The organism is Actinomadura formosensis (assembly GCF_050948385.1).
Taxonomy (GTDB): Bacteria; Actinomycetota; Actinomycetes; order Streptosporangiales; family Streptosporangiaceae; genus Spirillospora; species Spirillospora formosensis.
The window spans coordinates 4233113-4256295 of the sequence record NZ_CP192011.1; the positions used below are offsets into that span (position 1 = coordinate 4233113).

Annotated in this window: 13 protein-coding genes and 1 CRISPR repeat array; of the genes, 3 read left to right on the plus strand and 10 right to left on the minus strand. The window is 70.2% G+C overall.

Going from position 1 to position 23183, the window contains the following annotated elements:
- Positions 1 to 55 precede the first annotated feature (55 nt).
- The gene (locus ACQP1N_RS20370) at positions 56 to 1435 is read left to right on the plus strand and encodes an IS701 family transposase (protein ID WP_433225973.1); all 1380 of its coding nucleotides are present in this window, start codon (positions 56 to 58) and stop codon (positions 1433 to 1435) included.
- 67 nt (positions 1436 to 1502) lie between these two features.
- Here ACQP1N_RS20370 and ACQP1N_RS20375 read toward each other — a convergent pair whose 3' ends face one another.
- The 4 genes from ACQP1N_RS20375 to ACQP1N_RS20390 all read right to left on the minus strand — a co-directional run bounded on the left by ACQP1N_RS20375 (position 1503) and on the right by ACQP1N_RS20390 (position 10033).
- Positions 1503 to 3896 carry an FGLLP motif-containing membrane protein gene (locus tag ACQP1N_RS20375; protein ID WP_433225975.1) on the minus strand — a complete coding sequence of 798 codons (2394 nt, stop codon included), beginning with the start codon at positions 3894 to 3896 and terminating at the stop codon, positions 1503 to 1505.
- 103 nt (positions 3897 to 3999) lie between these two features.
- The gene (locus ACQP1N_RS20380; protein WP_433225977.1) at positions 4000 to 7644 is read right to left on the minus strand and encodes a WD40 repeat domain-containing protein; all 3645 of its coding nucleotides are present in this window, start codon (positions 7642 to 7644) and stop codon (positions 4000 to 4002) included.
- Positions 7641 to 8927 (minus strand): hypothetical protein, encoded by a 1287-nt coding sequence (locus tag ACQP1N_RS20385; RefSeq protein ID WP_433225979.1) that lies wholly within the window; start codon positions 8925 to 8927, stop codon positions 7641 to 7643. Before ACQP1N_RS20385 ends, ACQP1N_RS20380 begins: the two co-directional genes overlap by 4 nt.
- Positions 8924 to 10033: a hypothetical protein gene (locus tag ACQP1N_RS20390; RefSeq protein ID WP_433225981.1), complete on the minus strand. Its 1110-nt coding sequence runs from the start codon at positions 10031 to 10033 to the stop codon at positions 8924 to 8926. Before ACQP1N_RS20390 ends, ACQP1N_RS20385 begins: the two co-directional genes overlap by 4 nt.
- A gap of 338 nt (positions 10034 to 10371) precedes the next feature.
- Between ACQP1N_RS20390 and ACQP1N_RS20395 the strand changes: the two genes are divergently transcribed.
- On the plus strand, positions 10372 to 11358 hold the full coding sequence (locus ACQP1N_RS20395) for a hypothetical protein (RefSeq protein ID WP_433225983.1): 987 nt from the start codon (positions 10372 to 10374) through the stop codon (positions 11356 to 11358).
- Between the two features lie 194 nt (positions 11359 to 11552).
- On the opposite strand, the gene ACQP1N_RS20400 is transcribed toward ACQP1N_RS20395, so the two are convergent.
- From ACQP1N_RS20400 to ACQP1N_RS20425, 6 genes are read right to left on the minus strand one after another with little or no spacing between them, the layout of a single operon-like run.
- On the minus strand, positions 11553 to 15260 hold the full coding sequence (locus ACQP1N_RS20400) for a hypothetical protein (protein ID WP_433225984.1): 3708 nt from the start codon (positions 15258 to 15260) through the stop codon (positions 11553 to 11555).
- Entirely contained in the window at positions 15257 to 16291 is a 1035-nt protein-coding gene (locus ACQP1N_RS20405) for a phosphotransferase (protein WP_433225986.1), read from the minus strand. Before ACQP1N_RS20405 ends, ACQP1N_RS20400 begins: the two co-directional genes overlap by 4 nt.
- A 13-nt stretch (positions 16292 to 16304) precedes the next feature.
- Positions 16305 to 17318 (minus strand): hypothetical protein, encoded by a 1014-nt coding sequence (locus ACQP1N_RS20410; RefSeq protein ID WP_433225988.1) that lies wholly within the window; start codon positions 17316 to 17318, stop codon positions 16305 to 16307.
- A complete protein-coding gene (locus tag ACQP1N_RS20415; protein WP_433225990.1) occupies positions 17318 to 18724 on the minus strand; it encodes a VWA domain-containing protein in 1407 nt (468 codons plus the stop codon). The genes ACQP1N_RS20410 and ACQP1N_RS20415 overlap by 1 nt, the downstream gene beginning before the upstream one ends.
- 11 nt (positions 18725 to 18735) lie before the next feature.
- Positions 18736 to 19929, minus strand: coding sequence for a SpoIIE family protein phosphatase (locus ACQP1N_RS20420; protein WP_067793891.1), 1194 nt, complete (start codon positions 19927 to 19929; stop codon positions 18736 to 18738).
- 53 nt (positions 19930 to 19982) lie between these two features.
- Entirely contained in the window at positions 19983 to 20870 is an 888-nt protein-coding gene (locus tag ACQP1N_RS20425; protein WP_433225992.1) for a hypothetical protein, read from the minus strand.
- 141 nt (positions 20871 to 21011) lie between these two features.
- On the opposite strand from ACQP1N_RS20425, the gene ACQP1N_RS20430 reads away from it, so the two are divergent.
- The gene (locus ACQP1N_RS20430) at positions 21012 to 22052 is read left to right on the plus strand and encodes an FHA domain-containing protein (RefSeq protein ID WP_433225994.1); all 1041 of its coding nucleotides are present in this window, start codon (positions 21012 to 21014) and stop codon (positions 22050 to 22052) included.
- Positions 22053 to 22307: 255 nt separating this feature from the next.
- Positions 22308 to 22702: a CRISPR direct-repeat array (repeat unit 29 nt; unit sequence GGGACCATCCCCGCGTGCGCGGGGAGCAC).
- The last annotated feature ends 481 nt before the right edge of the window (positions 22703 to 23183 follow it).

Consider the following 23183-nt stretch of genomic DNA (forward strand, 5'->3'; position numbering starts at 1 on the left):
CACGATCGGGTGGAGTCCCGGACATGCGGGACGGCCGCCGTGATCTTTGCTTTGTGTGACGAAAACCAAAACCCCGACGACCGTCGGGGGCACGATAGCGCATGCCGAACAGCAGCGGCGGGCCCGGTTTCTGGACGCGGTGATGACCCGGATCGCGGGGTGTTTCCGCAGGTGTGAGCCGCGACGGCTGGCCCGGGAGTTCGTGCTGGGCCTGCTGATGGAGCTGGAGGACCACAACTGCTGGACCTTGGGCGAGGCGCTCGGGCACACAGGCCCGCACCGGCTGCAGCACCTGCTGTCGAGGGCGAAATGGGACGAGCGGCAGGTCCTGGACGAGGTCGCGGCCTGGGCCGTTGAACACTTGACCGGCGGCGACGGTGGCGCCGACGGTGACCAGGACGCGGTGTTCATCGTGGACGAGACCGGCGACGCCAAATCCTCCACCGATTGTGTCGGGGCGGCGCGCCAGTATTCGGGGAGCCTGGGCGGGGTCGCGTTGTGCCAGGTGACGGTGAATCTCACCTACGCCACCGGCCATGGCCACACCATCATCGACCGCCGCCTGTACCTGCCCAGAGACTGGGCGGCCGATGAGGAACGCCGCGAGCTGGCCGGTGTCCCCGAACAGGTCGAGTTCGCCACCAAACCGCAGTTGGCCGCCGCGATGCTCGCCCGCGCCCGCGGCCGCGGGATAGGCGCCGGGTTCGTGGCCGGGGACGAGGTCTACGGCGGCCGAGACCTGCGCACCTGCGTCCGGAGCCTGGGCATGGGCTATGTGATGGCCGTCAAGCACGACCACACCGTGGCCCTCGGCCCGCACACCACCACCGCCCGCAGGGCCGTCCGGCTGATCAGTGACGGCGGGTGGCAGCGCATGCGCACCGGCACCGGGACCAAAGGCGTCCGCTCCTACGACTGGGCCATGCTCGCCATCACACCCGACGACACCCCCGACAGCCACCAGGCCGGTGACCAGGCCGGATGCACGGTCCTGCTGGTGCGCCGGCACCGCTACACCCGCAAACTGTCCTACTACCGCTGCTACAGCCCGACCCCGGTGCCGCTGGCCCGGCTGGTGGCCATCGCCACCGTCCGCTGGAAGATCGAAGAAGACCACCAGCTCGCCAAACAGGCCTGCGGCCTGGACAAAGGCCAGACCACCCGCTGGGTCTCCTGGCACCGCTGGACCTGCCTGGCCCTGCTCGCCTACACCTACCTCGCCGTCACCACCGCCACCGAACGCCACCCCGGCGACCCCGAATTGATCCCCATCACCGTCCCCGAACTGCTACGGCTCATCCGGGGGACCGTCGTACCCCCGCCCCGCACCGACCCCCAGCACCGACACGCATGGTCACTATGGCGCCGACGCCACCAGCAACGAGCCCGAGCCTGCCACCACGCCTGGCACACCTACGCCGAAACCACCCCATGATCACAGCAGGTCAGAGCCGAAATTACAGCTGCCGTAGCAGACCTGCCCGAAATGGTTCGGAGGACGTTCAATTCATCCTGCATTCGGGAATACTGACCATTGTCACATCTTCTCCTGTTTCAGATAGATAGGAGGCAGGAAACCAACCCCAGCCGCGGTTCTCAAAGATCTCGTCAGCTTGAGTGTAAAGCCAGGTTTCACCAGGAGCCCTATCACCTTTCCGTAAGCAGACGAACCAGTTGGGGCCGGCGCCGAGGCGACCTATGACCTGCGACACCCCCGGCTCAGCGTAGACGTTGCCTGGACGGTTCTTTATCGGGCATTTCCACGCGGTGAACGTCCGGCGCAGGTGATCGGTAACAGTGGGGCCGGGTTCGCAGGTGGTCCTCCTGGGTGATGCCGTGGCGAGCCCGGTCGCGGGCACGGCGGGCTTCGGTGCCGTGCCCCGGGGCGAGGCGGCCGCTACGAGCGGTCCTCCGCGGGCGAAATGAGCGCCAGCCCAAAGCGCGGCTGCGATGACCACGGCAGTAGGTAATGCCACACAACCCACGAATGCCGTCCATCTGCGAATTCCGTAGACGGTTCGGGCCTGTTCGCCTCCGGCGCCTTCCTGTTCTCTCTCGGGGCGGAATCGAAAGTATCCCCAAAAGAGAAAGGAAATAGCACCGAAGACTAGGAAAAGCGCGAACCCGGTGGGCACGTCCTTCCAGTATGCAGCGTTCCGATTCCCCTCCTGAGCACCTTCCTTGTCATGGTTGAAGACGAGGACATAGAAGAACATTGCAACCGACGGCCCGTACACTGCCGCCCAAATTCGCTTGGACCAGGAGTACAACTTGACTCCGTCCATGAACCGCAGGGGCATTAGTCCAAAGACGACGACCTGCACCCCGGTCACGAAGACCGTGGCGAGTATCGAGTCCCACAGCCGGAGCGGCACGGGTGCGCCACTTTCCAGGGCACGCACATGAATCTGACTGAGAAGTACGTAGGCCAGCAGGCTCACCGCCAGGACCGCAACCGCACCTGCCAGGACGGTCCCGCCATCGCGCTCCACCGTAAGTTCGCGTACGCTCGGCTCCTCGTCACGCTCGGATTCGCCCTCGGTATCATATGGAGAACGCCGCCGATCGGCCCCGCCTGGATCTGTTTCGAGTACCGCGAATCCGGCTACCAGCCCGTAGACGTAGCCTGGTTTGAAATGAGCGAAACGCGAGACAAGCATGCATATCAGCGCTACTCCAAGCGCCCAACCGACCGTGAAGATGGTGCCGCGCACTCCAGAGAAGAGCCGGGCATAGATCTCAACGGTTCCGGAGTACGCTAGCGTCGTCAGCGGAATCGCGATCAGGAAGCCAATCCATAGCACGAGAGCATCCGTGCTGGCCCAACCGATGCCAGGGTCAAGGAACACCAACAGCAGGGCCGCCACCGCGCAGAAGACAGCGAAGCGCGGCCAAGTCCACCGGCCCGATGATCCCGACCGGTATCCGCCTCGGCCGGGCCGGGTACGCGCCCAGCGTAATGGGGCCGCCAGTCTGCTCAGGCCACGAGCCAGTTCGTCGCGATGCTCCTCCAGAGTCTTGTTAAAAATGCCCGAGGGGAATCCGATGAGCAGGACCAGCGCAAGGGCGACGGAGGCAGCGATGCCGACTCCAACCGGATCGATCGGCAGTTGAGACAGCGCCGGGATCGATTTTGAGAACGTCGGCCCGGAAGGCTGTTTCGGCGGAGGTGAGGCCGGTGCCATCGGCGCGAATCCGTTGCTGATCGGCACGATGCGAGTCCGGCCTCCCGCGGTCAGTCTGACCAGCCGGATTCCGGGACCAACGCCCGGCGGCATCCGTACCGACATGATGCCCGCCTGGTCACCTGCCACCACCTGGGCCGCACGGCCGTCGACCATGGCCGTCACCTGCTCGGCCGTCACCCGTGGTGTCTGCTGGTAGAGCGTGTTCACATCGGAGAACTCGACCGTGCCGCCGGATGGCGTTCCGGTCTGCATCAGCGGGAGCAGGTTCTCGAAGGAGGGGTACGACACCATCTGTTCGATCACTTTGGACCATGTCCCGAGCGACGGACTCCGGCACTCGACGAGTACCGTGAACGGTTCGCCCTCGGGTGTTTGACCGACCGGCATGAACAGCAACAGTTCCTCCGCGCCCGCCCGCGCGACCTGGACACCGCTCGACTCGGTAAGGTCGGCGGACGGCCACAACACCGTGCCGTTCACCAACACCCGTACCCCGTCGCCGCCGCGTTCCGGAGCCGGTGGTGGGCTGCCCGCGGGCCACCGGCAGGCCGTGGCCCCGGTCACGGACATTTCGATGACGTCCGCGCCGGGGTCGCCGGAGCCAGCTGTGGCGCCGAGCACCGCGTACGCCCGCAGGCGCGGCTCCGCAGCCGTTCCCGCCGTACCGTGCGCGGCGAAAGCACTCCCATGGGCGGACAGCAACAGCATCGCGGCACAGGCTGCGAGCAGCAGAGCCGCCCGGAGCGGCCACCGTGGGCGGCTCCCGGCTTCAATGGGCCGGGTCGGTCGCACCCGGGCCGGCCCGAATCGCTCAGCGGCAGGTCGGACGGTAGGGAACGAGCGGAACCTCGGCATGCCACTCCTTGCGGGTCAGTCCCCGGCCCGCCCCGCCGCAGCCGGACCGTACGGGATCGTCGGCGACCTCCGTGATCCACTTGAGGTCGAGGAACTCGGTTTTGTCATAGGACGTGGAGACCACGCGACCGCCGGGAACGTATACGGCCCAGGGTGGTCCGGATTGGATGGAGTCGGCGACTCCGAAGGGGTTGAGGCCATTGCCCAGGTACCAGATCGTGGTATCCCGATGGTTGCGGGTACTCGCCCACCCGCCGTGCTGGCCGTAGGCCAGCACGTTCGTGCTCTCTTCCGGCAGGGCCAGCGGGTCCAGGGGGTGTGGACGTTCGGGATCATGGATGTCCCAGCGTCTGTGGCCAGTGATCAGGACATCACCGCCGGAAGCGAAGACCGGTACGGCACCGGTCCCGTCCGCAGGGACGTCCGCCACCCGGTGCGGACGGTGGGGGTCAACGACATTCCAAAGAGAGACGTTCGCGCCGATTCCTCCGACGGCCAAGAGCGGCTTGTCGTCGGCGAAGGCGATCACCGGATCGCAGTCTTCCGGGGGGAGCCCCTCTGTCGCGTGGGACCGGCAGGTCTCCGGTCCGATCAGCGCCTGCGGGCCCTCGGCGCTCCATAACTGGGCGGCATCCCACAGGAACACGCCCTGGTTCTGGGCGGCGGCCACGACGGCACGCCCCCCGGGAGCGGTGGCGGCGTCGAGGAGGACGCCGTCGCTAAAGAGATAGCTGCCCTCCTGAGCCACCTTCAGCCGACGTGGACGCGAGACGTCCAAGCGGACGATGGCGCCGCCCGCCTGGGCCGCGAGCAGGGTTCTACCATCCGGGCTGAATGACAGGGGACGGGCATCCGCGGGCAGGCGCGCCAGCCGTTCGTACCGCCCGGGCGCGGAGATGTCGTAGAGCAGCGACGTGCCATTGGACGTCCTCCCTGCGAGAAGCGTGCCACGAGGGTTCACCACGGGCCGGTCGCCGAAGCCGGGCATCCCCTTGGCGGGCGTGAACCCGCCAAGGCCGCCGGTTTCCCAAAGGCTGATCCGCGCGCCCCGCCCGCGTATGGCGATCATCCGGTCGTCCGGGCTGAAGGCCATAATCGTTTCGCCGACGGGCATCGGAGGCGCGCTGGAGGCCGACACACTCGCCTTGCCGTCCGGATAGAGGTAGGTCCCGCCGATGACGATCGAACCGTCATGATCGATGGCGGCGAGAGCTCCGCTCGGTGAGGTCTCGATCTCTCCCTGACCCCGATGGACGCCGAGCAGTATCGGTCGCCCCGGGCCATTGATCGACCATTCGGAGACGAAGTCGTTTCCCATTCCGGCCCCGGCCGCGCTGGGTCGCGTGTTAGCAATGTAAAGGTCGTCGAAGTCCGGACCGAAAGCAACGTCGGTGGCTGGATTGATCTGTTGGGGGGTTATCGTGGCACGGTGGATCGGCCGGGATGCTCGGCTGAGGTCATAGACCGCCGCGCCAACGCCCTCGGTCACCGCGATCCTGTGACCGGCTTCGTCGAAGGCGAGCCCCTGACGCGGGTTCTGCGTCACCTTCGCAAGCCTGTGCGGCCGGGCTGGGACGGTCGTGTCCCACAGCGTAACGCCGGACGGGTGCTCATCGAACTCGCCGCCACAACTGGCCAGCACTCTCCCGTCTGGACGGAACTTCAGGAGCCGAGCGCCGGAGGGGATCGGGATCCATGCGGTCCTCGTCGGACGCGCGGGGGTCGCGATGTTCCAGAGCCCCACTCCGTTGCCACCACTGATCGCGAGCAAGGAGACGCGATCCGCGACCGCGATGACGGCACCGGCATCACCCGTGCCTTCCAGCGCCCCGGGCTCGATGGGAATCCGGGAAAGGCTCACACCTGACCGAACATCCCAGAGTGTGACCTCCTTGCGGTCCGCGCTCACCAGCGTCCGTCCACCACTGGCGAAGGCGAGCGAGGATGGACGGGACTCTGTTTCCGGCAGTGTCCCTCTATAGCGGGTTTGTAGGAGGGTCTCCACAAGGTGCGCCCGTGTGGCGCTGCCGGGCCTGATCTGGTGAGCGGCGAGCCCGAGTCGGAGGGCTCGAGCAGGGTCGTTGTCGCGGACGGTCCGAGAGGTGCGGATCAGCTGCTCGACCTGCTTGTCCTGCCGTTCGAGAGCGGCTTCCCGCATTGAGGAACGGGCTTTCAAACCGGCCGCCAGCGCGGTCACAAGAGCGGGGACCAGCAAGGCGGCGGCCAGCCGGACCACGGCCCTCCGGTTGCGGCGGCGCGCGCATGAGGCGGCCTTTCTCCAGGTGGGTACCGCGATGATCTGCGTGTCGGAACCTTTGGCCGCCATCGCCGTGGCCAGGTCAGCGGCAGGAACGATCACTCGCGCGCCGTCTCCGGCGGACTCCAGTTTGCGGGGATAGCCTCCGACGCTGAGCATCGCGCCGCGCCGGTCGATCCGACCCGTGACCACGTTCGAGGGGACCAGGAGGCGGACGCGCAGCAGCCGGGTAAAGACCGCGGCCCCCGCTGCCAGCGGGTGGCGGCGGGCGGCGGGCCGCTGCTGCCTCCTGACCTCGTCGAGGAGGACCGCGAAAGCGGCCCCCAGGGAGCCGTCGGTGATGTGCCCGAGCGGCCCCAGCGTCCCTTCGACCGACCACAATACGGAGCCTTTAATCCAGTCGGCTCCGGCTTGCGACCAAGCCCGGTCGATCGACTCCTGGAACGCCTCGTCACCGCAGAACAGGGCCATGCTCGCGGGATCCGGCACCAGGGCCGCGGGCAGGTCGCGGACCAGGGTGCCGCGTAGTTCGGCACGTTCCCCCGCTGCACCGCGCTCGAAGAGAACCACGAGCCGCCATGAACCGAACCGGGCTCGTCGCCCCGGGATCATAAACTGCGCGAGTCGGCCGGCAAGCCCACCTCGGGTGTGCCGTCCCGCCCGGGCCTCGTCACCGGCGCGGACCGATCGGGCCGATTCCTCCGCGAGAAAGCGCAGGGTGACCGCCGTCGTGTAGACCGCGCCGGTGTCACGGTCCTCACCTGCGAACGAGGCGAGACGCTCCAGTCGGCCACGTAGACGGCCATCGGGTGACGATACGGCGTCCGCGAGCGCGTTCGGTTCCCACTCCACGAGCCGGGTCACAGGTGATGAGCACGCCTGCCGGAACCAGGACAGCGCGAAACTCAGGTGACCTGCCTCCGGCTCGTCCTCCACCAGGTACAGCCCGAGGCCCGCCAGGACGCGCAGGGCGCGAGTTCCCAGTGTCTCGTCAGCATCGGGGGCGGCGGAAGGTCCCCATTCCCCTCCCGCTACCTCGCCTAGTTCCGCAGGTGTGCGAAAGTCCGCCACGTCGTCGAGCACCTGGTGGATGACGGTCCGTTCGTATCGGAGACGGCACAGTTCGTTGACGGCACGCCGACCCACCAACCCGGCGATCCAACGCGGCAGCGGGTGATTCGGACCGACCAGTTCCTCCTGGATGTCTGCGAAGTCGTCTTCCAAGAGGTCGATCTCGTCGGTATCGAGCGCGTCGGACAACCATGACCACGGGTCGGTCCGCCCGACACGACCGCCGGGCTGGGCGCCGCTCTGTTCATGTGTTCCGTCACCGACCGCCGTCATCGTGTCTCTCCCTCGACGACGATCCGCAGCGGGTGCGTGTCCGGCAGATCCGCCACGAAGGCGCGCCAAGCAGCGCGGCCGCTTCTTGTCCCGACGGCCCGGATGGACGCAACCACCTCGTCCGGCCCCAGGCCGGGAAGGTCGAGCCCGCCGAGAGGCGGGCCGGCGAGGTCGGCCTCGATCGCTGCCCCCGGTCTCACCGGAAGGCTGATCCTGCCGACCAGCCCGCCTGCCCGGCGCAGCAGCAGTACGAGAAAGCGATCGCCTCCCCGTACGCCGAGCAGCCGGACTGGGACCAGCAGCGCATCCGGCGGTTCCGGGGCCAGCGCCGCACCGCCCGACCCGGACTCTGGTACCTGCGCGTGTACGGTCAGCTCGGCCTGTCCGGTAGAGGTGACAGCCAGTTGCAGCGTGAACGGATCGCGGACGATCCGCTGAGCCCGGCGCCTGATCCGCGAACCGGCGTCCGCCGCTGCGGGAAGGCGCGCATCGACCCGAACGCCCGCCGAGGAAGCACCGGTGCCGATGAGATGCGCGGCGGCCTGGTTCGCGACCGGCCGCAGGAACGGGTTACGGCTCTCAAGGGCCCGGACCAGCTCGGCCAGCGCGTGCCGGGTTCGTTCAGGTACGCGGTCCGGATCGAGCAGTGGTAGCCGTGTCATCAGGTCGGTGGCGCCCTTCCACGCGATGGCCCGATTGACGCCACGCACCCCGGAGTCAAGTTGCTCGAGTGCGGCGGTGAAGCGGGATCCGGCCGGGCTGAAGAAGAAGCGCAGCCGGGTGCTCGCGGGCGCGCCTTCGCCGCGCATCACGGTCAGCACACCGGCGACCATCTGGTCGACCCACTCCCAGGGGAGCAGGTGGAAACACTGGGCTGAGGGTGTTCCCTCCGCCGCCCAGCGGCTCAGGAGTAGATGCACGACGGCGGGGTCCTCGGCCTTCAGCGTGTCCCGCTCCGCGGGATCGAGTTCGCCATGGGGCCAGGGCTCACTCTCGATCCGGGCGAGGATCTCCACAGCGCGACTACCGACGGCGACGGGCTCCGCTGTCCCACCAAGTTCCACGACGGTACGACCCGACGCGGCGTGCGTGAGGCCGAGAACGCTGCCGTACGGTTCCATCGCGAGCGGGCGGCGCCACCAGCCATCGGCGAACTCCGGCATGTGCCGGGCGTCGGCACGTTCATCACCATCGTTGACCTGACCGGTGATCCGCCATAGCCCCGTTCCCGCGATCTCCGCCGCCCGCGCGACCCAGTTGCTGAGCGGCCGGTTTCCGGTCATGTGCTCCGCCGCTTCAGCACGTCCATAAGGCCGGCCACCGCCGGACCGAGGAGCGTGCCCTCCTCGAACGCCCGAGATCGATGATCCCGTGGAACGCAGCGCCGCCAGAGTCCGTGGAGTTGTGGCCATGCCTCCTCAGGAATCCTGGCCGCCATGTCTTCGGGCAGTTCCCGCGCCCATCGCTCGAACTCGGAGGCGTCAGATACCTCCAACCGCATGCGGAATTTGAGAAAGCGCATGACGATCGCGGCCTGCCTGGCCGGATCAGCGGTTCGGAATGGCGTGGCCAGGCGGCACGGTCTGGCCCGAGCGTGGTCGATCCCCGACCCGCTGGGATCAATGATGATACGGTGCCGGTGGTCGTAGTAGAGGCTATTGATGGTGAGGTCCCGGCACACGACGTCGTCGAGCAGGTCACCGCCGTAGGCCGGGAAACCGAGGCCGTCCACCTGGACGGTCTTATATTCCAGCAACCGGGGCTTGTCCAAGGCCGGCGCAACGGAGTAGACGAAGTTCTTGCTGGTCATTGTGTAAAGGTCACCGAGACCAATATCGACCAACGTTCTGTCGGCTTCGGCCTTCAGCTCATCGGACATCATCGTGCCCGTCATGTCCAGATCTTTCGGCCTGGCCCGCGCACCGTGCATCACCACGTCGCGCACCCAGCCACCGACCAGCCAGACGTGATGACCGGCCTGCTCGATCCGTTCCATCACGAAACGGGCAAGCGGGGGGTCTTTGGCCAGCTCGTCATCGACGGACCTGGGCAGATCCTCGACGAGATCGGCTGCCGCGTGTACCTGGTGCGGGGCGAGGTGCTCCGTGGGGTGCGGACCTGACCTGACAATCGAGGCGGTCGCACCACATTCCTCCTTCGGCACCGGCTTGCTGGTGTGCCGACCGGCGGAGTCGGCCTCGAGGTACATCACCTTTCCCGGGCCGAGTCCGGCGACGGTGCGCCCCTCGACCTGGTCTCCGCGGACGATGAAAGCATCCGGCGGCCTATGGTAAAGCCTCCGAAAATCATTCGGGTCGGCTGCTTTGTCCCTCGAAACGGACGGCACCGACTCCCGGTCCCCGTGCGGATGCGAACTCGTCTCGGTCATCCCTCGTCCCGTAACTTGATACGTCGGCCGCAAGGACAATGGTCGGCCATGCTCCGACAGGTCTTCTCTCCCACACGCATACCGCTACGGACCACTCCGCAACCACCAGCCGGGTAGCGCCGGCTCCGCATGCGCCTGCGACCGACCTCAGCAGGCGCGTGTCGCGCTCGTGTCGCAAACCGGCCTTGATCACATTGTCCTCTTCCTGTGGGAGACCTGCGCCTTCCCTGCAAAAGGGATATGCTGCGCACACACCGATCACTGACAAGAAAGACCCACTGACCGGTAAGCAACACCGCCAAATACTGCATTCGTACCTGTTCGGGCGGGGGCGTACGATGGTAAACGATCTCAAGCTACAAGATCGGGCAAGAGGGACGGGCGAACTCCTGCGATCATTGCTTCTCAAACGGGCCCGCTACCGCAGCCAATGGGAGCGACATCTTCGTCGCGCGCCCGGCGCCGAGATTGGCCAGTCCGCCGTCGCCAAGGTCATAGCCCTCTACCTGTGGGATACCGGCGAGCGGCCAGATACCCAAACGGCCCTTCCCCGGACATTGAAGGACCGGGTACACCGCGCTCTGGCCGGTGAAATCATCAGTCCCGAGACCCTTAACTGGTTCGTCGACGCCTTCGACATGAGCCCCGCAGACGGCGAACAGCTGCGGGCGCGACTCCTCGCGGGCGAGCAGGCCCCGGCACCCGGCCATGACGGCGGCGAGCGGGCCGGCCACTCCAGGCGGAACGACGCTCAGGCAGTGGCAGGAACGTTACGGCATCCGCCGTTCCTGCCACTGCCCCAGCGTCACCGTACCTTAGCCGTTTTCGAGCACCGGACGATTGGGTCGGACCGCCGTCCGATCGTCCATCGGACTACTCGGGCCATCATGGCGTGTGAAGACGGCGTCGACAGCTTCCCCCTACGTCTGTTCACCGGTGCCTCGGACATCACCGTCCGCCGCGGCGGCAGCCCTTCTCCCCAGCGTGAGTTCAGTGGGAGCACCCCCGTCGTTCAGATCTTCTTGGCAAGCCCCCTGCGTTCAGGACAAGTCGCCTCCCTCGAATACGAGGTGCGGTTCGATCGGGCGATGAACCAGACCTACGAGTATCGGCGAGTCGCGCATGCACGCACGGATAATGTCGACATCTCCCTGGAGTTTCCCCGGAAATGCCCACCAGTCCGAGTCTGGTGGGCGCTCTGGGACGACCACCGGGGCGGAGCAGTACTACACCAGGAACCGGCCAGCGTCGATGAATCAGGGACCGTCCACCGCTTCGTTCCCTACATTGAGAACGCTGCCGCCGGATTTCGTTGGCAATGGTGATGGAAGTGTGAAGAACAGGGATCGAAACCGAGCGGGTCGGGTCTGTATCGCCCCCTTGACGTCCAGGCCGCGGCGGTGCACCGACCACACCGGAAGGCAGGCAGATTCCGTGCCCTCCGGGCGCGGGCGAGGCTGTCGGGCAGGCCCCTGGTGTGGCCAAACTGTGTGGGAGCGCTTTGGATCTTGGTGAGCTCCTATTGAGGGGTCACCGGGGTCGGGTTCCATCCGTCGGAACTCCAGAGGGCCAGCAGGACGTCTTCCGCCGGGCGGCCGGAGAGGGCGGCGACCTCGGGCCACAACCGTTGCGGCAGGCCGTGCTGGACGATCAGGCGGTAGGCGGCCGGGCCGCCGCCCACTTGGAGGAGGTCGCCGAGGAGCATGGCGTCCTTGGGGTGCGGGTCGGCCTGGTCGACGAGGTCCAGCAGTGCACGGCCGTGGCGGCCCAGTTCGGTGAGGCCGTCCTGCCCGGCGGCGCGGAGCCAGGCGCTGACGGCGGGGCTCGGGCAGGGGAACCGTGCCAGCAGCGCGGCGATCGGGGCGCCGGACGGGCCGGCGAGCAGCGGCAGCCATCGGTCGCCCCAGGAGCGCACGGCGGCAGCGGCCCCGGGGCGGGTCTGCTGGAGGATCGCGACGTCGCGAGCCATCGCGGCGCCGTAGCGGGACGCCACGGCGAACAGGTCGTCGTCCGGGGCGAGCGGGCCGAGGGTGCGGAGCAGGGCGCGGCCGGAGTCGTCGAGGTCGCGGTCCAGGGCGACGCGGGCCTGGGCGAAGGTGAGGTCCTCGCCGAGCATCAGGGCCAGGATCCGTTCCGGGGCCGGGTGGTCCAGGAGGCCGGGCAGCGCGTCGCGGACGGTCTGGCGGGCGAGGTTCCAGTCCGGGTGATCCGCCGCCAGGCGCAGGAGGCGCAGGCGCTGGCTCGGGAAGACCAGGTCGCGGACGAGCGGCAGCAGCGCGGGCCGGGCCTCCAGCAGCGCCACCAGCGCGACGCCTTCGGTCCGGCCGACGCCGAGGCTGCGCGGTTGGGCGCCGAGGACGCCCGACAGCACCTCGCGCGGAAGGTTCTCGCCCTCCACCAGCCAGGCGCGCAGCCGCCCCGGGTCCTCGATGAGCGTTGCCAGCACGTCGTCGAGGCCGACGCCCGCCGCCAGTTCCGCGGCCGCCCAAGCGGCGGCCGCCTCGGCGGCGAACACCGGGGCGTCGTCGGCCATGGCACCGACGTTCAGGAAGGCGGCGACGACGTCGCCGGCCGCCACCCCGGCACCGGCGGCGAACCGTTCCAGGGTCTCCAGCAGGTCGGTCCGCAGGCCGGCCGACGCCGCGGCGCGGAGCACCTGCGCGGAGAAGCGCGGCAGGAGGTCGGCGACATCGGGGAAGGCGTCCAGGACGGGCGCGAGGTCGAGCCGGCCGAACGCCCGCAGCCACCCGGCGGACGCCGCCGGGGACGCCAGCAGGCGCGGCCACTGCGCGGTCGGCGTCTCCAGCAGCGCGCGGACGGCGTAGCGGGCCTCCACCCCGGCCTGGCGGGCGATCTCCAGCAGCGCGCGAGCGTCCACCGTGCCGCCCGGGTCGCGCTCCACCACGAGCGCCCAGCCGAGACCGAGCGCCGTCAGGTGCTCGGGCTGCCGCAGCCCTTCGAGCAGCAGCCGCCACGCCGTCGGTGTGTACTGGCCGAGGAGGTCGAGGTCGGGGCCGTCGATGAACGGCCTCAGGACCTCGAACAGCCGGTCCGAGCCGAGCCGGCCCACGAGAAACTGGAGGCTGGGCGCGGGGACGTCCAGCAGCGCGTCCACCAGGGGCTGCTCCAGCGGTTCGACGGCGTCGAGCAGGGACGCGACCGGGTACCCGGGCAGCGCCGTGGCGATCCTGCCCAGCAGACCGAGCCGGCGGACGCCCTCCCGCGTGTAGAGGAGTTCCTGCAAGGGCAAGTCGCCGAGCCGCAGCTCGGGCTCGTAGATCTGGGCGAGGCGGGGCGCCACCGGGAGCAGCCGCAGGGTCACATCGCCGTGCAGGTTGTCGGTGGTGCGGGTGAGCAGCGCGTGCATCAGGTCCTTGCGCAGGGCCCCGGACGGCGGCATTCCGAGCAGGACGGACGCGGCGTCGCGCAGCCGCACCCGCATCTGGTGCCAGTTCTCGCTCCGCAGCCCGGGCCGGGCGCGCATGTCCGCGATCCGCAGCAGGAGTTCGGTGTCGGCGCCGTAGAGCGCGGTGATCTCGTCCAGCTCGGTGCGGAGCTGCCTGCCCTGGTCCTTGCCGGCCCGGCCCTGCCGGTACTTGAACGTGTCCTCGTTCAGGGCGAGGGCCCAGCCGGGGGCGAACGTCCGGCGCCTGAACGCGGCGCCGCCCTGGCCGTTCAGCACCTCGGCCGTGTAGGCGTTCAGGTCCGGGTCGTTCAGGTAGGGGAGCGCGTCGGCGCTGCGGCCCGCGATCCTCGGCCCCCGCGCCCGGCCGGGCAGGATCTCGTCGTAGTCGGACGGGAGCGCGGCGGCGAGCCGGGGCCCGGCCCGGCCCGCGACCACGATCCGGGCGGACGGGGCCAGCCGGCGCACGGTCGCCAGCACGTCCCCGAACCGGTCCGGTTCGAGCATCAGCCAGCCGGCACCGGACAGCAGCGCCGCCATCGCCGACGCCTGCCGGTGGGCGGGCAGCGCCGCCACCGCGAGCACGTCCGGGCCGTGCTCCTCCAGCAGCCCGAGCCGCACCGACTCCGGGTTCACCTGCACCTGCGGCACCGACCGGCGCGCCCGCGCGCGGACACCGGTGCCGGCGACGACCTTCGCCGACATCGGGCGGATCGAAGAGACGACGACCGTGACCGTCGAACCGACGCTGTAGGACGCGGTGAGGTCGACGAACCGGGAGCCCTTACGGTCCCCCTCGGGCGTGTTCTGCCAGTAGACGTTGAACGGCCACCTCTCCGCGCCGCCGGCGGCCACCTCGACCCTGATCTTGTCCTTGGCCACCTCGATGACGGAGGCGGACAGGCGCTCCCCCACCAGGGACTGCTTCCACTCGTCCCGTGTCTCGTGGGACGACTTGCACGCGGCCTCGTCGAACAGCACGACGCAGGACGCGCCGCGGACGCGCCGCTCCGCCTCGGCGGTGCGCTCCACGGCCGCGGCGGACGCCAGCGTCTCCGCCAGCCGCCCCGCCGCCAGGGACGGCACGCTCGCGAAGCCCGACGCGCGCAGGTACTCGTCCTGGCCGGTGCCGTCGATGACGCCCCACGAGCCGGGGGCCAGCCCGCCGCACATCCAGCCGGCGAGCCGCAGCAGCATCCCCACCTGCGCCTCGCGCCAGTCGGCCCGCCCGGAGCCGGGGCCCGGCATGGCGCCGCACAGCATCTGCGTGGTGGGCAGCGACATGCCCGCCGCGTCGGGCAGCCGGCCCTCCATCGGCCGGTACAGGTGCCGGCCGAGCCCGACCAGCCGGATCCCGCCGCCGTTCTCCACCAGATGGTCGGGTGACAGCTCCAGCGGGACGAACCCCCGCTCGGCGAACCGGTCGAGCGCGTCCCCGAGCGGCACCAGCAGCCGCAGCGCCGCGGCGGGCTTCCAGCGCCGTCCCGCATGGAGCTGGGCCAGCAGGTCGTCCGGCTCGATCAGCTGGTCCAGCGGGACCTTCGACCGGCCCGGCGCCCACGCGGTGATGACGGCGGGCGGCGACTCGGCGGCGTCCACCAGATCCAGCAGCGCCGGGACGGCGGGCCCGCCGATGCCGAGCAGCGCCAGCGCGTCCGCCCGCTCCCGGCGGTCGGCGAAGCGGCGCAGCGCGCCGAAGGTGTTGCCGCTCTCGTCGTTCACCAGGTCCACCTGGTGCGGGCGGGTGCCGTCGTGCGGGCGCAGATGCCCCGGCCGCCATTGGCCGGCCCGGATCGTCCACTCCCGGCCGGACCGCCCGATCATCGGGCCCCCAGCAGCACCGAGGACAGCGCGGCTCCGTCGCGCGCCCGCGCCAGGTCCGCCTGGATCGACTGGACGTTGCGAGTCCGGTAGGCGGGCTCCGCCAGGCAGCTCGCGATGAGCGTGGTGAGGATCGGGCTGCCGCCCAGCGCCGCCAGCCGCTGCTTGGCCACCCCGTGCTCGTGTGCTGTGCCGTACAGCTGCCGTTTCATGTCCTCGTCCAGCCGGGACAGGCCGAGCGCCTCGGCGAGCGTGGCGCCCAGCATGTAGATGTCGAACCGTTCCGCCGCCTTGTCCAGCTCCGGGTTGCGGGTCGCGCCGTGCGGCACCGGCGGACTGTAGGCCGGGGTGGTGGTGCTGATCGGCTGACCGTCGACGACCGCCGCGTCGTAGTCGATCAGGATGTACTGCTCAGGCGGCCCCAGCACCAGCACGTTCTCCGGTTTCAGGTCGGCGTGGATCCAGTACTCCTCCCTGTGGCCCGGCGTGCGGCGCTTGGCCGGCCGCCGGGCGTGCAAGGCGCCGAGCGCGCCGCACAGCTGTTCGGCGAGGTCGATCAGCTCGTCCTCGGTGAACGGGCGCTTCTCCCGGCGGCGCGCCTTGATGTCGTCCTCCAGGGTGCGGACGGGGCGGCCGGGGATCCCGACGAACTCGGTGACGACGAAGTACTCGTGCTCGTCGGCGGCGACCCCGGACGCCTCCAGGGTGGGGGACGGCTCGGGCAGGACATCGATCACGGGCGGGGCCTGCTGGGTCACCTGCATCGCCTGGTAGACGGCCTTGAGGCCCTGCTGCTGCTGCGCCTTGTTGCGGTCGAGGCGGGGCCGCCAGCCCTCGTCCCGCAGATGGCCCTGGTCCCACCACAGGCCCTTCAGCACCGTCATGCCACCGCACCAGGTGTCCTCGGTGAGCAGCGCGTAGCCCTGTCCGGCGCCCGCCAGGAGCCGCACCACCCTGAACCGGCCGCCGCCGTAGCTCTCCCGGCGGTAGGCGACCTTCCCGACCTGGTCGGAGTCGATCTCCAGCACGCTCATTCGGCCTCCACGCTCACTCGTCGTCGCGGTTGGAGACGATCAGCCGGACCCGGCCCTCGCCGAGCCACAGCTCGTCGCCCTCGATGAGCGGGTAGCGCTCGCCGTGGGCGAGCCTGTTGTCCAGCGGCAGCCCGTCGGCGCCGGCCCTCGGGTTGAGGAAGGTGTCGCCGCCGGAGCCGCGGTGGACGACGACCGGCCAGCCTTCGTCGTCCGGTTCGATCTGGAGGTGCCGGCGGCTGATCGCGTGCGCGGACCTGCGGTCCAGCCCGGCGGTGAGGTCGGTGACGTCCGGGCGGGACGGGCCGCCGCGGCCCAGTACCAGCCCGTCCGGCGGCAGCGGGAAGCGGCCGTGCTCCCGGCCGTTCACCAGCAGCGTGAGCAGGGGCGCGACCGCCTTCGGGACGGGCGTGTAGACCTGCTCCACGGCCGGGTAGCTGCAGAACTTGCACAGCCGGTCCCCGCCGCGCCGGAGCACCGGGACGGCCTGCCCCGCGTAGTTGCACTTGTCGGGCGGGCCGGTGCACGTCCACACCTCGTCCTCGCCCAGGGTGACGATGCCGGCCTTGCGCGCCTTCTTGCGGCGGGCCTCGGCGACCTGCTCGTCGGTCGCCGGCAGCAGCCGGCGGGGGCGCAGCACGACACTGCGGTCCTTCTGGATGCTGAACGACCAGACCCGCTCCGCCTCCCGCTCCAGCCAGGGATGGTCGCGACGCGCGTCCATGAAGTTGTCGCGGCTGACGACCGCGGCGCCGAGCTGGGCCGCGATGTTCAGCGCCAGGTCGTCGGCGTCGCCCGGGGCGGTCTGCAGCCAGCCCTCCTGGTGAGCGGTGTCGGACCGGCCCCGGTCGGCGAGCCGCTGCTCGGCCGATGCGTCGATCACGGCGCGGACGAGCGCGCCCGGCCAGGTGTCCAGGCAGGCCCGCTTCACCCGCTCCACCCGGGTGAAGCGCCACTCCGGCGGTGCCCCGCCGCGGCGGTTCTTGCAGGCGATGTTGGCCGCGTCCAGCACGACGGCGTTGACGTTCATCACCAGTCCTCGGTTTCGCTGCCGTGCGGGCGCCGTACGGAACCGGAGCGGGCGCCTTCCTCGCGCTGCACGGTGCGGCGATCGGCGTGGCGCTGGCCGAGCACCGTCGGGTCGAGCTTCGGACGAGCGCGGAGCATCTCGTTGGGGCTGGTGCGGCTGGTGCTCGACCTCGACCGCTGCTCGTTGCGGACGTCGTTGGGGTCGAGGCCCTCCTGGAGCCCGCGGAGCGCGATGTCGTAGTCGCCCGCCAGATCACCCAAGCCCTCCTGCAGGGCCCGGTGCTTCGCCTCCGCGTAGATGTCGGCGTGCACGGACGGGTTCGCGTGCCTGATCTTCTGGGCGATCTCGGTCTCCAGGTCGATGGTCTTGACCTGGTCCATGAGCTTCTCCAGGTTGAGCACCGGGACATCGGCGATCCCGCTGATCGCACCGTTCGCCTCGTCCAGGGCGAGCGTCCCGGTGCCGGTGCGCACCGTGCCGGTCGCCTTCACGATCGGCAGATGGCGTTTGATGATCTTGTTGGGGGCGCGCAGCCGGAGCACGTACATCGGCCGGTCGTCTCCGGTGCCGACCGCGCCGAGCGGGATCGTCACCCGCTGCGCGCCGTCGGTCCCGGCCGTGACCGGCGCGTTGAGGCGCATCCGCGCCGGGTTCACCCGGTAGACGCCGGTGATCGGGAACAGCGGATGGACGTCGACGACCAGCTCACCGCCGGCCGCGGCGAGGTTCTGGCCCTGCCGGGCGAGCCGCCCGACGATCTCCTTGATGACGACCTCGGAGCCGTCCCGGGAGGCGACGTGGCCGTTGCCGCCCAGGGCACTGATCGCCTGCAGGAGTTCGAAGTTCGCGTCCTTGCCCATGCCGACGGCGTCGGTGTAGACGTCGCGGTCCGCGGCCTTCGCCGCGATGGCGGCCAGCGCCTGCGGAGCGGTCGCCCCGCGGTTCGGTTCACCGTCGCTGAACAGGATGGCCCGGCGGGAGGCCGCCCGGGACCGGCCCAGCCGGTCGTAGGCCAGCAGCAGCCCGGCCTCGATGTTGGTGACCCCGTACTCGGGCGCGCTCTGGCGCTCCAGCCGGCCGGAGTCGCGCAGCTCGGCCACCGTGGTCGTGTCGGCGATCAGCCAGGTCCGGTCGCTGAACGCCACGACCTGGATTTCGTCCCGGTCGGGGAGGTTGCGCAGCAGTTCCCCGATGGCCTTCAGCGCCAGCGTCCAGCGGCTGGTGTCGCCCGACTTCTCGGCGGGCCAGCCCATCGACTGGCTGGCGTCCAGCACGATCGCGTACGAGGCGCCGGGGCCGCGCTCCGCCCGCCGGACGGGTGCGACCGGCGAGGTGTGGATGGCGACGGCGAACTCCTCACCGGCACCGACCGGATCGCGGTCGATGGAGATCTCGGCGGCGGGCATCGGGCTCCCTCTCAGTCGAGTGCGCGGATCTCGGCGATCACGGCGGTGGCGTTGTCCCGGCCGCCGAGCCGCTCGGCACGGGCGACGAGCGCGGCGGCGAGCGCGGCGGGGCGGGGATGGTCGGTGGCGAGCGCGGCCAGGTCGGCGCCGAACCACGCGGTGCCGTCGGCGACCGCGGCGCCGTCGCTGAGCAGAGCGACCCGGTCGCCCGCGACGGCGCGGACGGTGCCGAGGTAGGGCTGGTCGGCCTCGCCCCCGAGATGCTGGGTGAGGCGCGACCCGTCGGAGTCGGCGCCGGGGTCGGTCAGCAGCTTCTCGGCCAGCGCCGTTTGCGCCGGGGTCAGCCGCATGGCCAGGTGGCCGCCCTTTCTCAGCGGGCGGACGAGCCACGCCGAGCTGTCGCCCAGGGAGGTGAGTTCGAGGCGTCCGTCCGGGAAGGCCCGCACGATCAGCACCGTGGAGGCGCCGGTCGGCGCGTCCCGCAGGACGGCGCGTTCCGCGATGCCGAGCGCTATCTGGGGGTCGGGCTCCTCGGCCAGGCCGTCCTCCAGTGCCTTCTTGGCCGCCCGCGCGGCGCGGGCGCCCGAGCCGTCGCCCGCGCCGGTGACGCCGTCGCAGACCACCATGGCGAGGCCGCCCTTGGGCATGCGGACGACGGTGAAGGCGTCCTCGTTGTCCCAGAGGGGGTCGCCCTTGGCCTTGCGGGAGCCCACCGCGGTCTCCGCCGCCGCGCGCACGGCCACCGGACCGCCCGGCCTCGGCTTCAGCGCCCCGTGCACCCGGGCGGGTTCGCCGCGCCGCAGGATGGCGTGCACGACCGCGTCCAAGCCGTGCGGGAAGATCCCGGCGTGCAGATCCAGCAGGGCTTCGGCGTCCGCCGCGTCACGTGGCGGGCGGCCCGCCGCGACCGTCAGCAGATCGGAGGCGACGGCCCAGGCGTCCCGTTCCCGCGCGCCGGGCGTCTCGGGGACGGGCTGGGTGCTCGCGCCGTACGGCGGGATGCTGAGAATCTGCCAGCCGCACGCCTCGTCCCAGCGCAGCGAGCCCGGCCACAGGCAGCCGTGGCCGGTGCGCCGGACGTGCGGGCCGAGCAGCGGCCACAGCCCGCCCAGCTCGTCCATCAGCCGGTCGGCCGGCAACCCTTCGGGGGAGCCCAGCTCGGGCAGGGTCTCCTCCGGCCAGGTGACCGTTACCTCGGGTTCCACATCGACTCCTGATCGGGAGGGGGCATCGGCCCGCGGGATCGGGACGGGCGCCATCAGCTCGCGAACGCGATGACCAGCAGGATGAGCGCGATGCCCCACCCGGCCGCGGCCGCGGCCAGGCCCAGCCCGCGCTCGCCGCGGATCTTGTCCAGCTCGGCGGTGGCGTCCCGCAGCCGCTGCTCGGCGCCGCGCCGCAGGTCGTGGTTCTGCGCGGCGACCTGCTGGGCGTGTCGCACCTGCTGCTCGGCCTCCTGCCGGAGCCGCCGCACCGCCTCGTGGTAGCGGGCCTCCGCGCGCTGCTCGGCCGCGTGCACCTCGCGGTCGTGCTCCTCGCGTAGTCGCCGTTCGAGCTGGTCGCCGCGGCGGCGGTAGTCCTCGCGGGCGGCCGCGGCGGCGTTGCGGTGGTCCTGCTCGGCGCGCCGCACCCGGGCCTCGAAGGCCGCCGTCAGGTCGCCGCCCTCACCGGCCGGGAAGCCCGGCGGGCGCCGCGGCGGGGACGGCGCCCGCTCGGCCGCGAACAGCACCACCGGCTCGTCGGCGACGCCTGCCGCCGGCTGCTCGACGGGGAAGACGAGCACCTCCGCGCGGAGGGTGGCGGCGTCGAGGATGCGGACCCGGCGCCAGCCGCTGACGCCGTCCGGGACACCGGCCGGGACGTGCAGGGGCTGCCCGGACCCGAGCGTGACCGACTGGCCGTCCGCGCGGGCCCAGAGCACCTCCCCGTCGCTGAGCACGGAGGCGGTGAGCTCCGGGGCGGGCGGGGGCGCGGCCGGTTCCGCCTCGTCATCGTCGAGGGACTGCCAGGTGGAACGGGTGGGCGGCGGTTCGTCGAACTGCTGCGGCTCGTCCTCGTCAAGGGACGCCCAGATGGACGCGGAGGCCTTCTTCGGAGGTTCGGGTACCGGTTCCGGGCCGTCGTCAAGCAGATCCCATGCCGTCACAGAAATCCCCCGCGGATATACGTGCCTTGCCCAGCAGCGTGGACTGTACATTGTGAGCCACGAATGCGGCGCCATACAAGGTTTCGGGATATGTCTGCTTTCTTGACGTCTGACCTAAATGAGGCGGATGCACTGCTGGATTTGTCCAACATCGTCCGCGATGACCGCCTGGGCGGGCGAGGCCCGGCCGACCTGATCCGCGTCGAGCGTGTCGGGGAGGCCCTCGCATCCCTCTACGGCGCCGCGCGGGCCGCCATGCTCGCGGTGGCCGACAACAGCCTGCTCGCGCGAAACGATCTTTTTCTACTGCCCCGGCAGCGGCGGACGGTCCGCAGCTGGGCCGAGAGCGGGCTGATACTCACCGCCGACAAGGCCGACTTTCCATTGTTGCGGATCGCCGAAGAAACGGGCCTGCCCGTCATCACCCGCGACCGTTTCACCGGCCACCGGCGGGAGTTCACCTGGCTCAACGGAAGCGACGACGCCGTCCTGGAGCCGCGGACCGACCGGCACGGCGAGGTGTCCCTTCATCACGTCACCCTGCACACCAAAGATGAATGGCAGATATCGGTCAGCGAGGAGAACGACCTCCTCGTCCAGCAGGGCCTGACGAAAAGGGTCGAGGCACTGGACCGGTTCTGGAGCTGCCCCGAACCGCGCTGCCCCCGGCACGATCCGGCCAAGGGATCCTTCGTCCTGCTGCCGCGCGTCCGGGGCGGCCGCCTGGTATGCGACCAGCACGGGCTGGAGATGGCCGATCTCGGCCCGCGGCCGCGGATCGCCCAACTCAAGATCATGCGGGACGGCCGGGAGGTGCACCGCTTCCCGGTGGCCGAAGGCACCCCCGTCACGGCCGGCCGCTCCCCCGGCCCCGCGGACCTGACCCCCTTCCTGGACGACACCACCCGGCGCGGCGTGAGCCGCGCCCACCTGCGCTTCGACCTCGACGGCCCGCAGTTGACGATCACGGACCTGAGCCGCAACGGCACCACCCTGATCCGCCGCGACGGCACCCGGCACGACCTGCGCGGCGGCACCCGTCCGTTCTCGGTCGGCGACCGCGCCCGCATCCACCCCACCCTGGAGATCATCCGCAGCGGGCGCCGCTACCCCGCGGAACTCGCCATCGAACGCGTCCCGCCCCGCCCCGAGGAGCCACCACCCCCCACAGTCGCCTTCTGACCCGGCATCTCAGAGACCATCCCCGCATGCGCGAGGAGCACCCGCCGCGGATGCGGTCCTCTGCGCGGACGTCGGGACCATCCCCGCGTGCGCGGGGAGCACCCACTGACCCCCGAGAACAGCAGTTCTCGCAAGGGACCATCCCCGCGTGCGCGGGGAGCACTCGCTCGCGGGCATCCGGTGGCCCCTCGCCCGAGGACCATCCCCGCGTGGCGGGGAGCACTCCTACTCGGGCTGGAAGAAGGCCGTGCACAAGGGACCATCCCCGCGTGCGCGGGGAGCACGCCTGCATGACCTTCGCACCGTCAGAGGAATCGGGACCATCCCCGCGTGCGCGGGGAGCACTTAAGGCGTGGGTTTTTCCCATCATGGCTGGGGGGACCATCCCCGCGTGCGCGGGGAGCACCGCCCAGCTCTACACACTGGCAGATGCCGCCCGGGACCATCCCCGCGTGCGCGGGGAGCACACGTCGAGCTGGACAAGGCCCCAGTTCCGGTCGGGACCATCCCCGCGTGCGCGGGGAGCACTACAGCGCAGCGAAACGCTCCATCGTGGTCGGGGGACCATCCCCGCGTGCGCGGGGAGCACGTCGTGCCCGACGACACGAAGTGGCTGCAGGTGGGACCATCCCCGCGTGCGCGGGGAGCACTCTGGCTGACCTGCGGGTTTGTTCGGGGAGAGCCCCGTTTTCGAGCACTTCTGAGAATTCGGACATTTTCGGACTCGGCGATCGGTTGGTTCTGGTCGGAAGATTACCTCTGCGACACGACTCCAGTACTGCATGTTCTGGAATCGCGGGACAAGACTCTTGTGCCGTCTGTAGGTCCTAACGCATTGAGGGGTTCGAGCTGAAGTGATGAAAGGAGGTGGGACTGGTGGACACCCCTCAGTCCTCCCTTGATCTGTACACGCTCCTCATCTTGCTCATCGCGGCGGTCGCCGCCGCAGCTACGGTGGCTCTGACGTACTGGGCGCAGACGAATCCGCCTCAGTCGTTGTTGGCCGGAGGCGCCGCTGGCGGTGCTTCGATGCTCTGAGCCATGTCGGTGTTCGAGCGCCCTTCGCCGGCGAAGGGGGCGGAGAATCAGGAGGATGACTCGGCCGCGAGGTGACGGTGCTTGGTCCCTCGG

Bases quoted from the DNA above. Each gene is read 5' to 3' on its own strand.
- ACQP1N_RS20395 (WP_433225983.1), top strand. From the start codon at position 10,372: ATGGTAAACGATCTCAAGCTACAAGATCGGGCAAGAGGGACGGGCGAA.
- ACQP1N_RS20410 (WP_433225988.1), bottom strand. From the start codon at position 17,318: ATGAACGTCAACGCCGTCGTGCTGGACGCGGCCAACATCGCCTGCAAG.
- ACQP1N_RS20415 (WP_433225990.1), bottom strand. From the start codon at position 18,724: ATGCCCGCCGCCGAGATCTCCATCGACCGCGATCCGGTCGGTGCCGGT.
- ACQP1N_RS20380 (WP_433225977.1), bottom strand. From the start codon at position 7,644: ATGACGGCGGTCGGTGACGGAACACATGAACAGAGCGGCGCCCAGCCC.
- ACQP1N_RS20400 (WP_433225984.1), bottom strand. From the start codon at position 15,260: ATGATCGGGCGGTCCGGCCGGGAGTGGACGATCCGGGCCGGCCAATGG.
- ACQP1N_RS20375 (WP_433225975.1), bottom strand. From the start codon at position 3,896: ATGCTGTTGCTGTCCGCCCATGGGAGTGCTTTCGCCGCGCACGGTACG.
- ACQP1N_RS20405 (WP_433225986.1), bottom strand. From the start codon at position 16,291: ATGAGCGTGCTGGAGATCGACTCCGACCAGGTCGGGAAGGTCGCCTAC.
- ACQP1N_RS20390 (WP_433225981.1), bottom strand. From the start codon at position 10,033: ATGACCGAGACGAGTTCGCATCCGCACGGGGACCGGGAGTCGGTGCCG.
- ACQP1N_RS20385 (WP_433225979.1), bottom strand. From the start codon at position 8,927: ATGACCGGAAACCGGCCGCTCAGCAACTGGGTCGCGCGGGCGGCGGAG.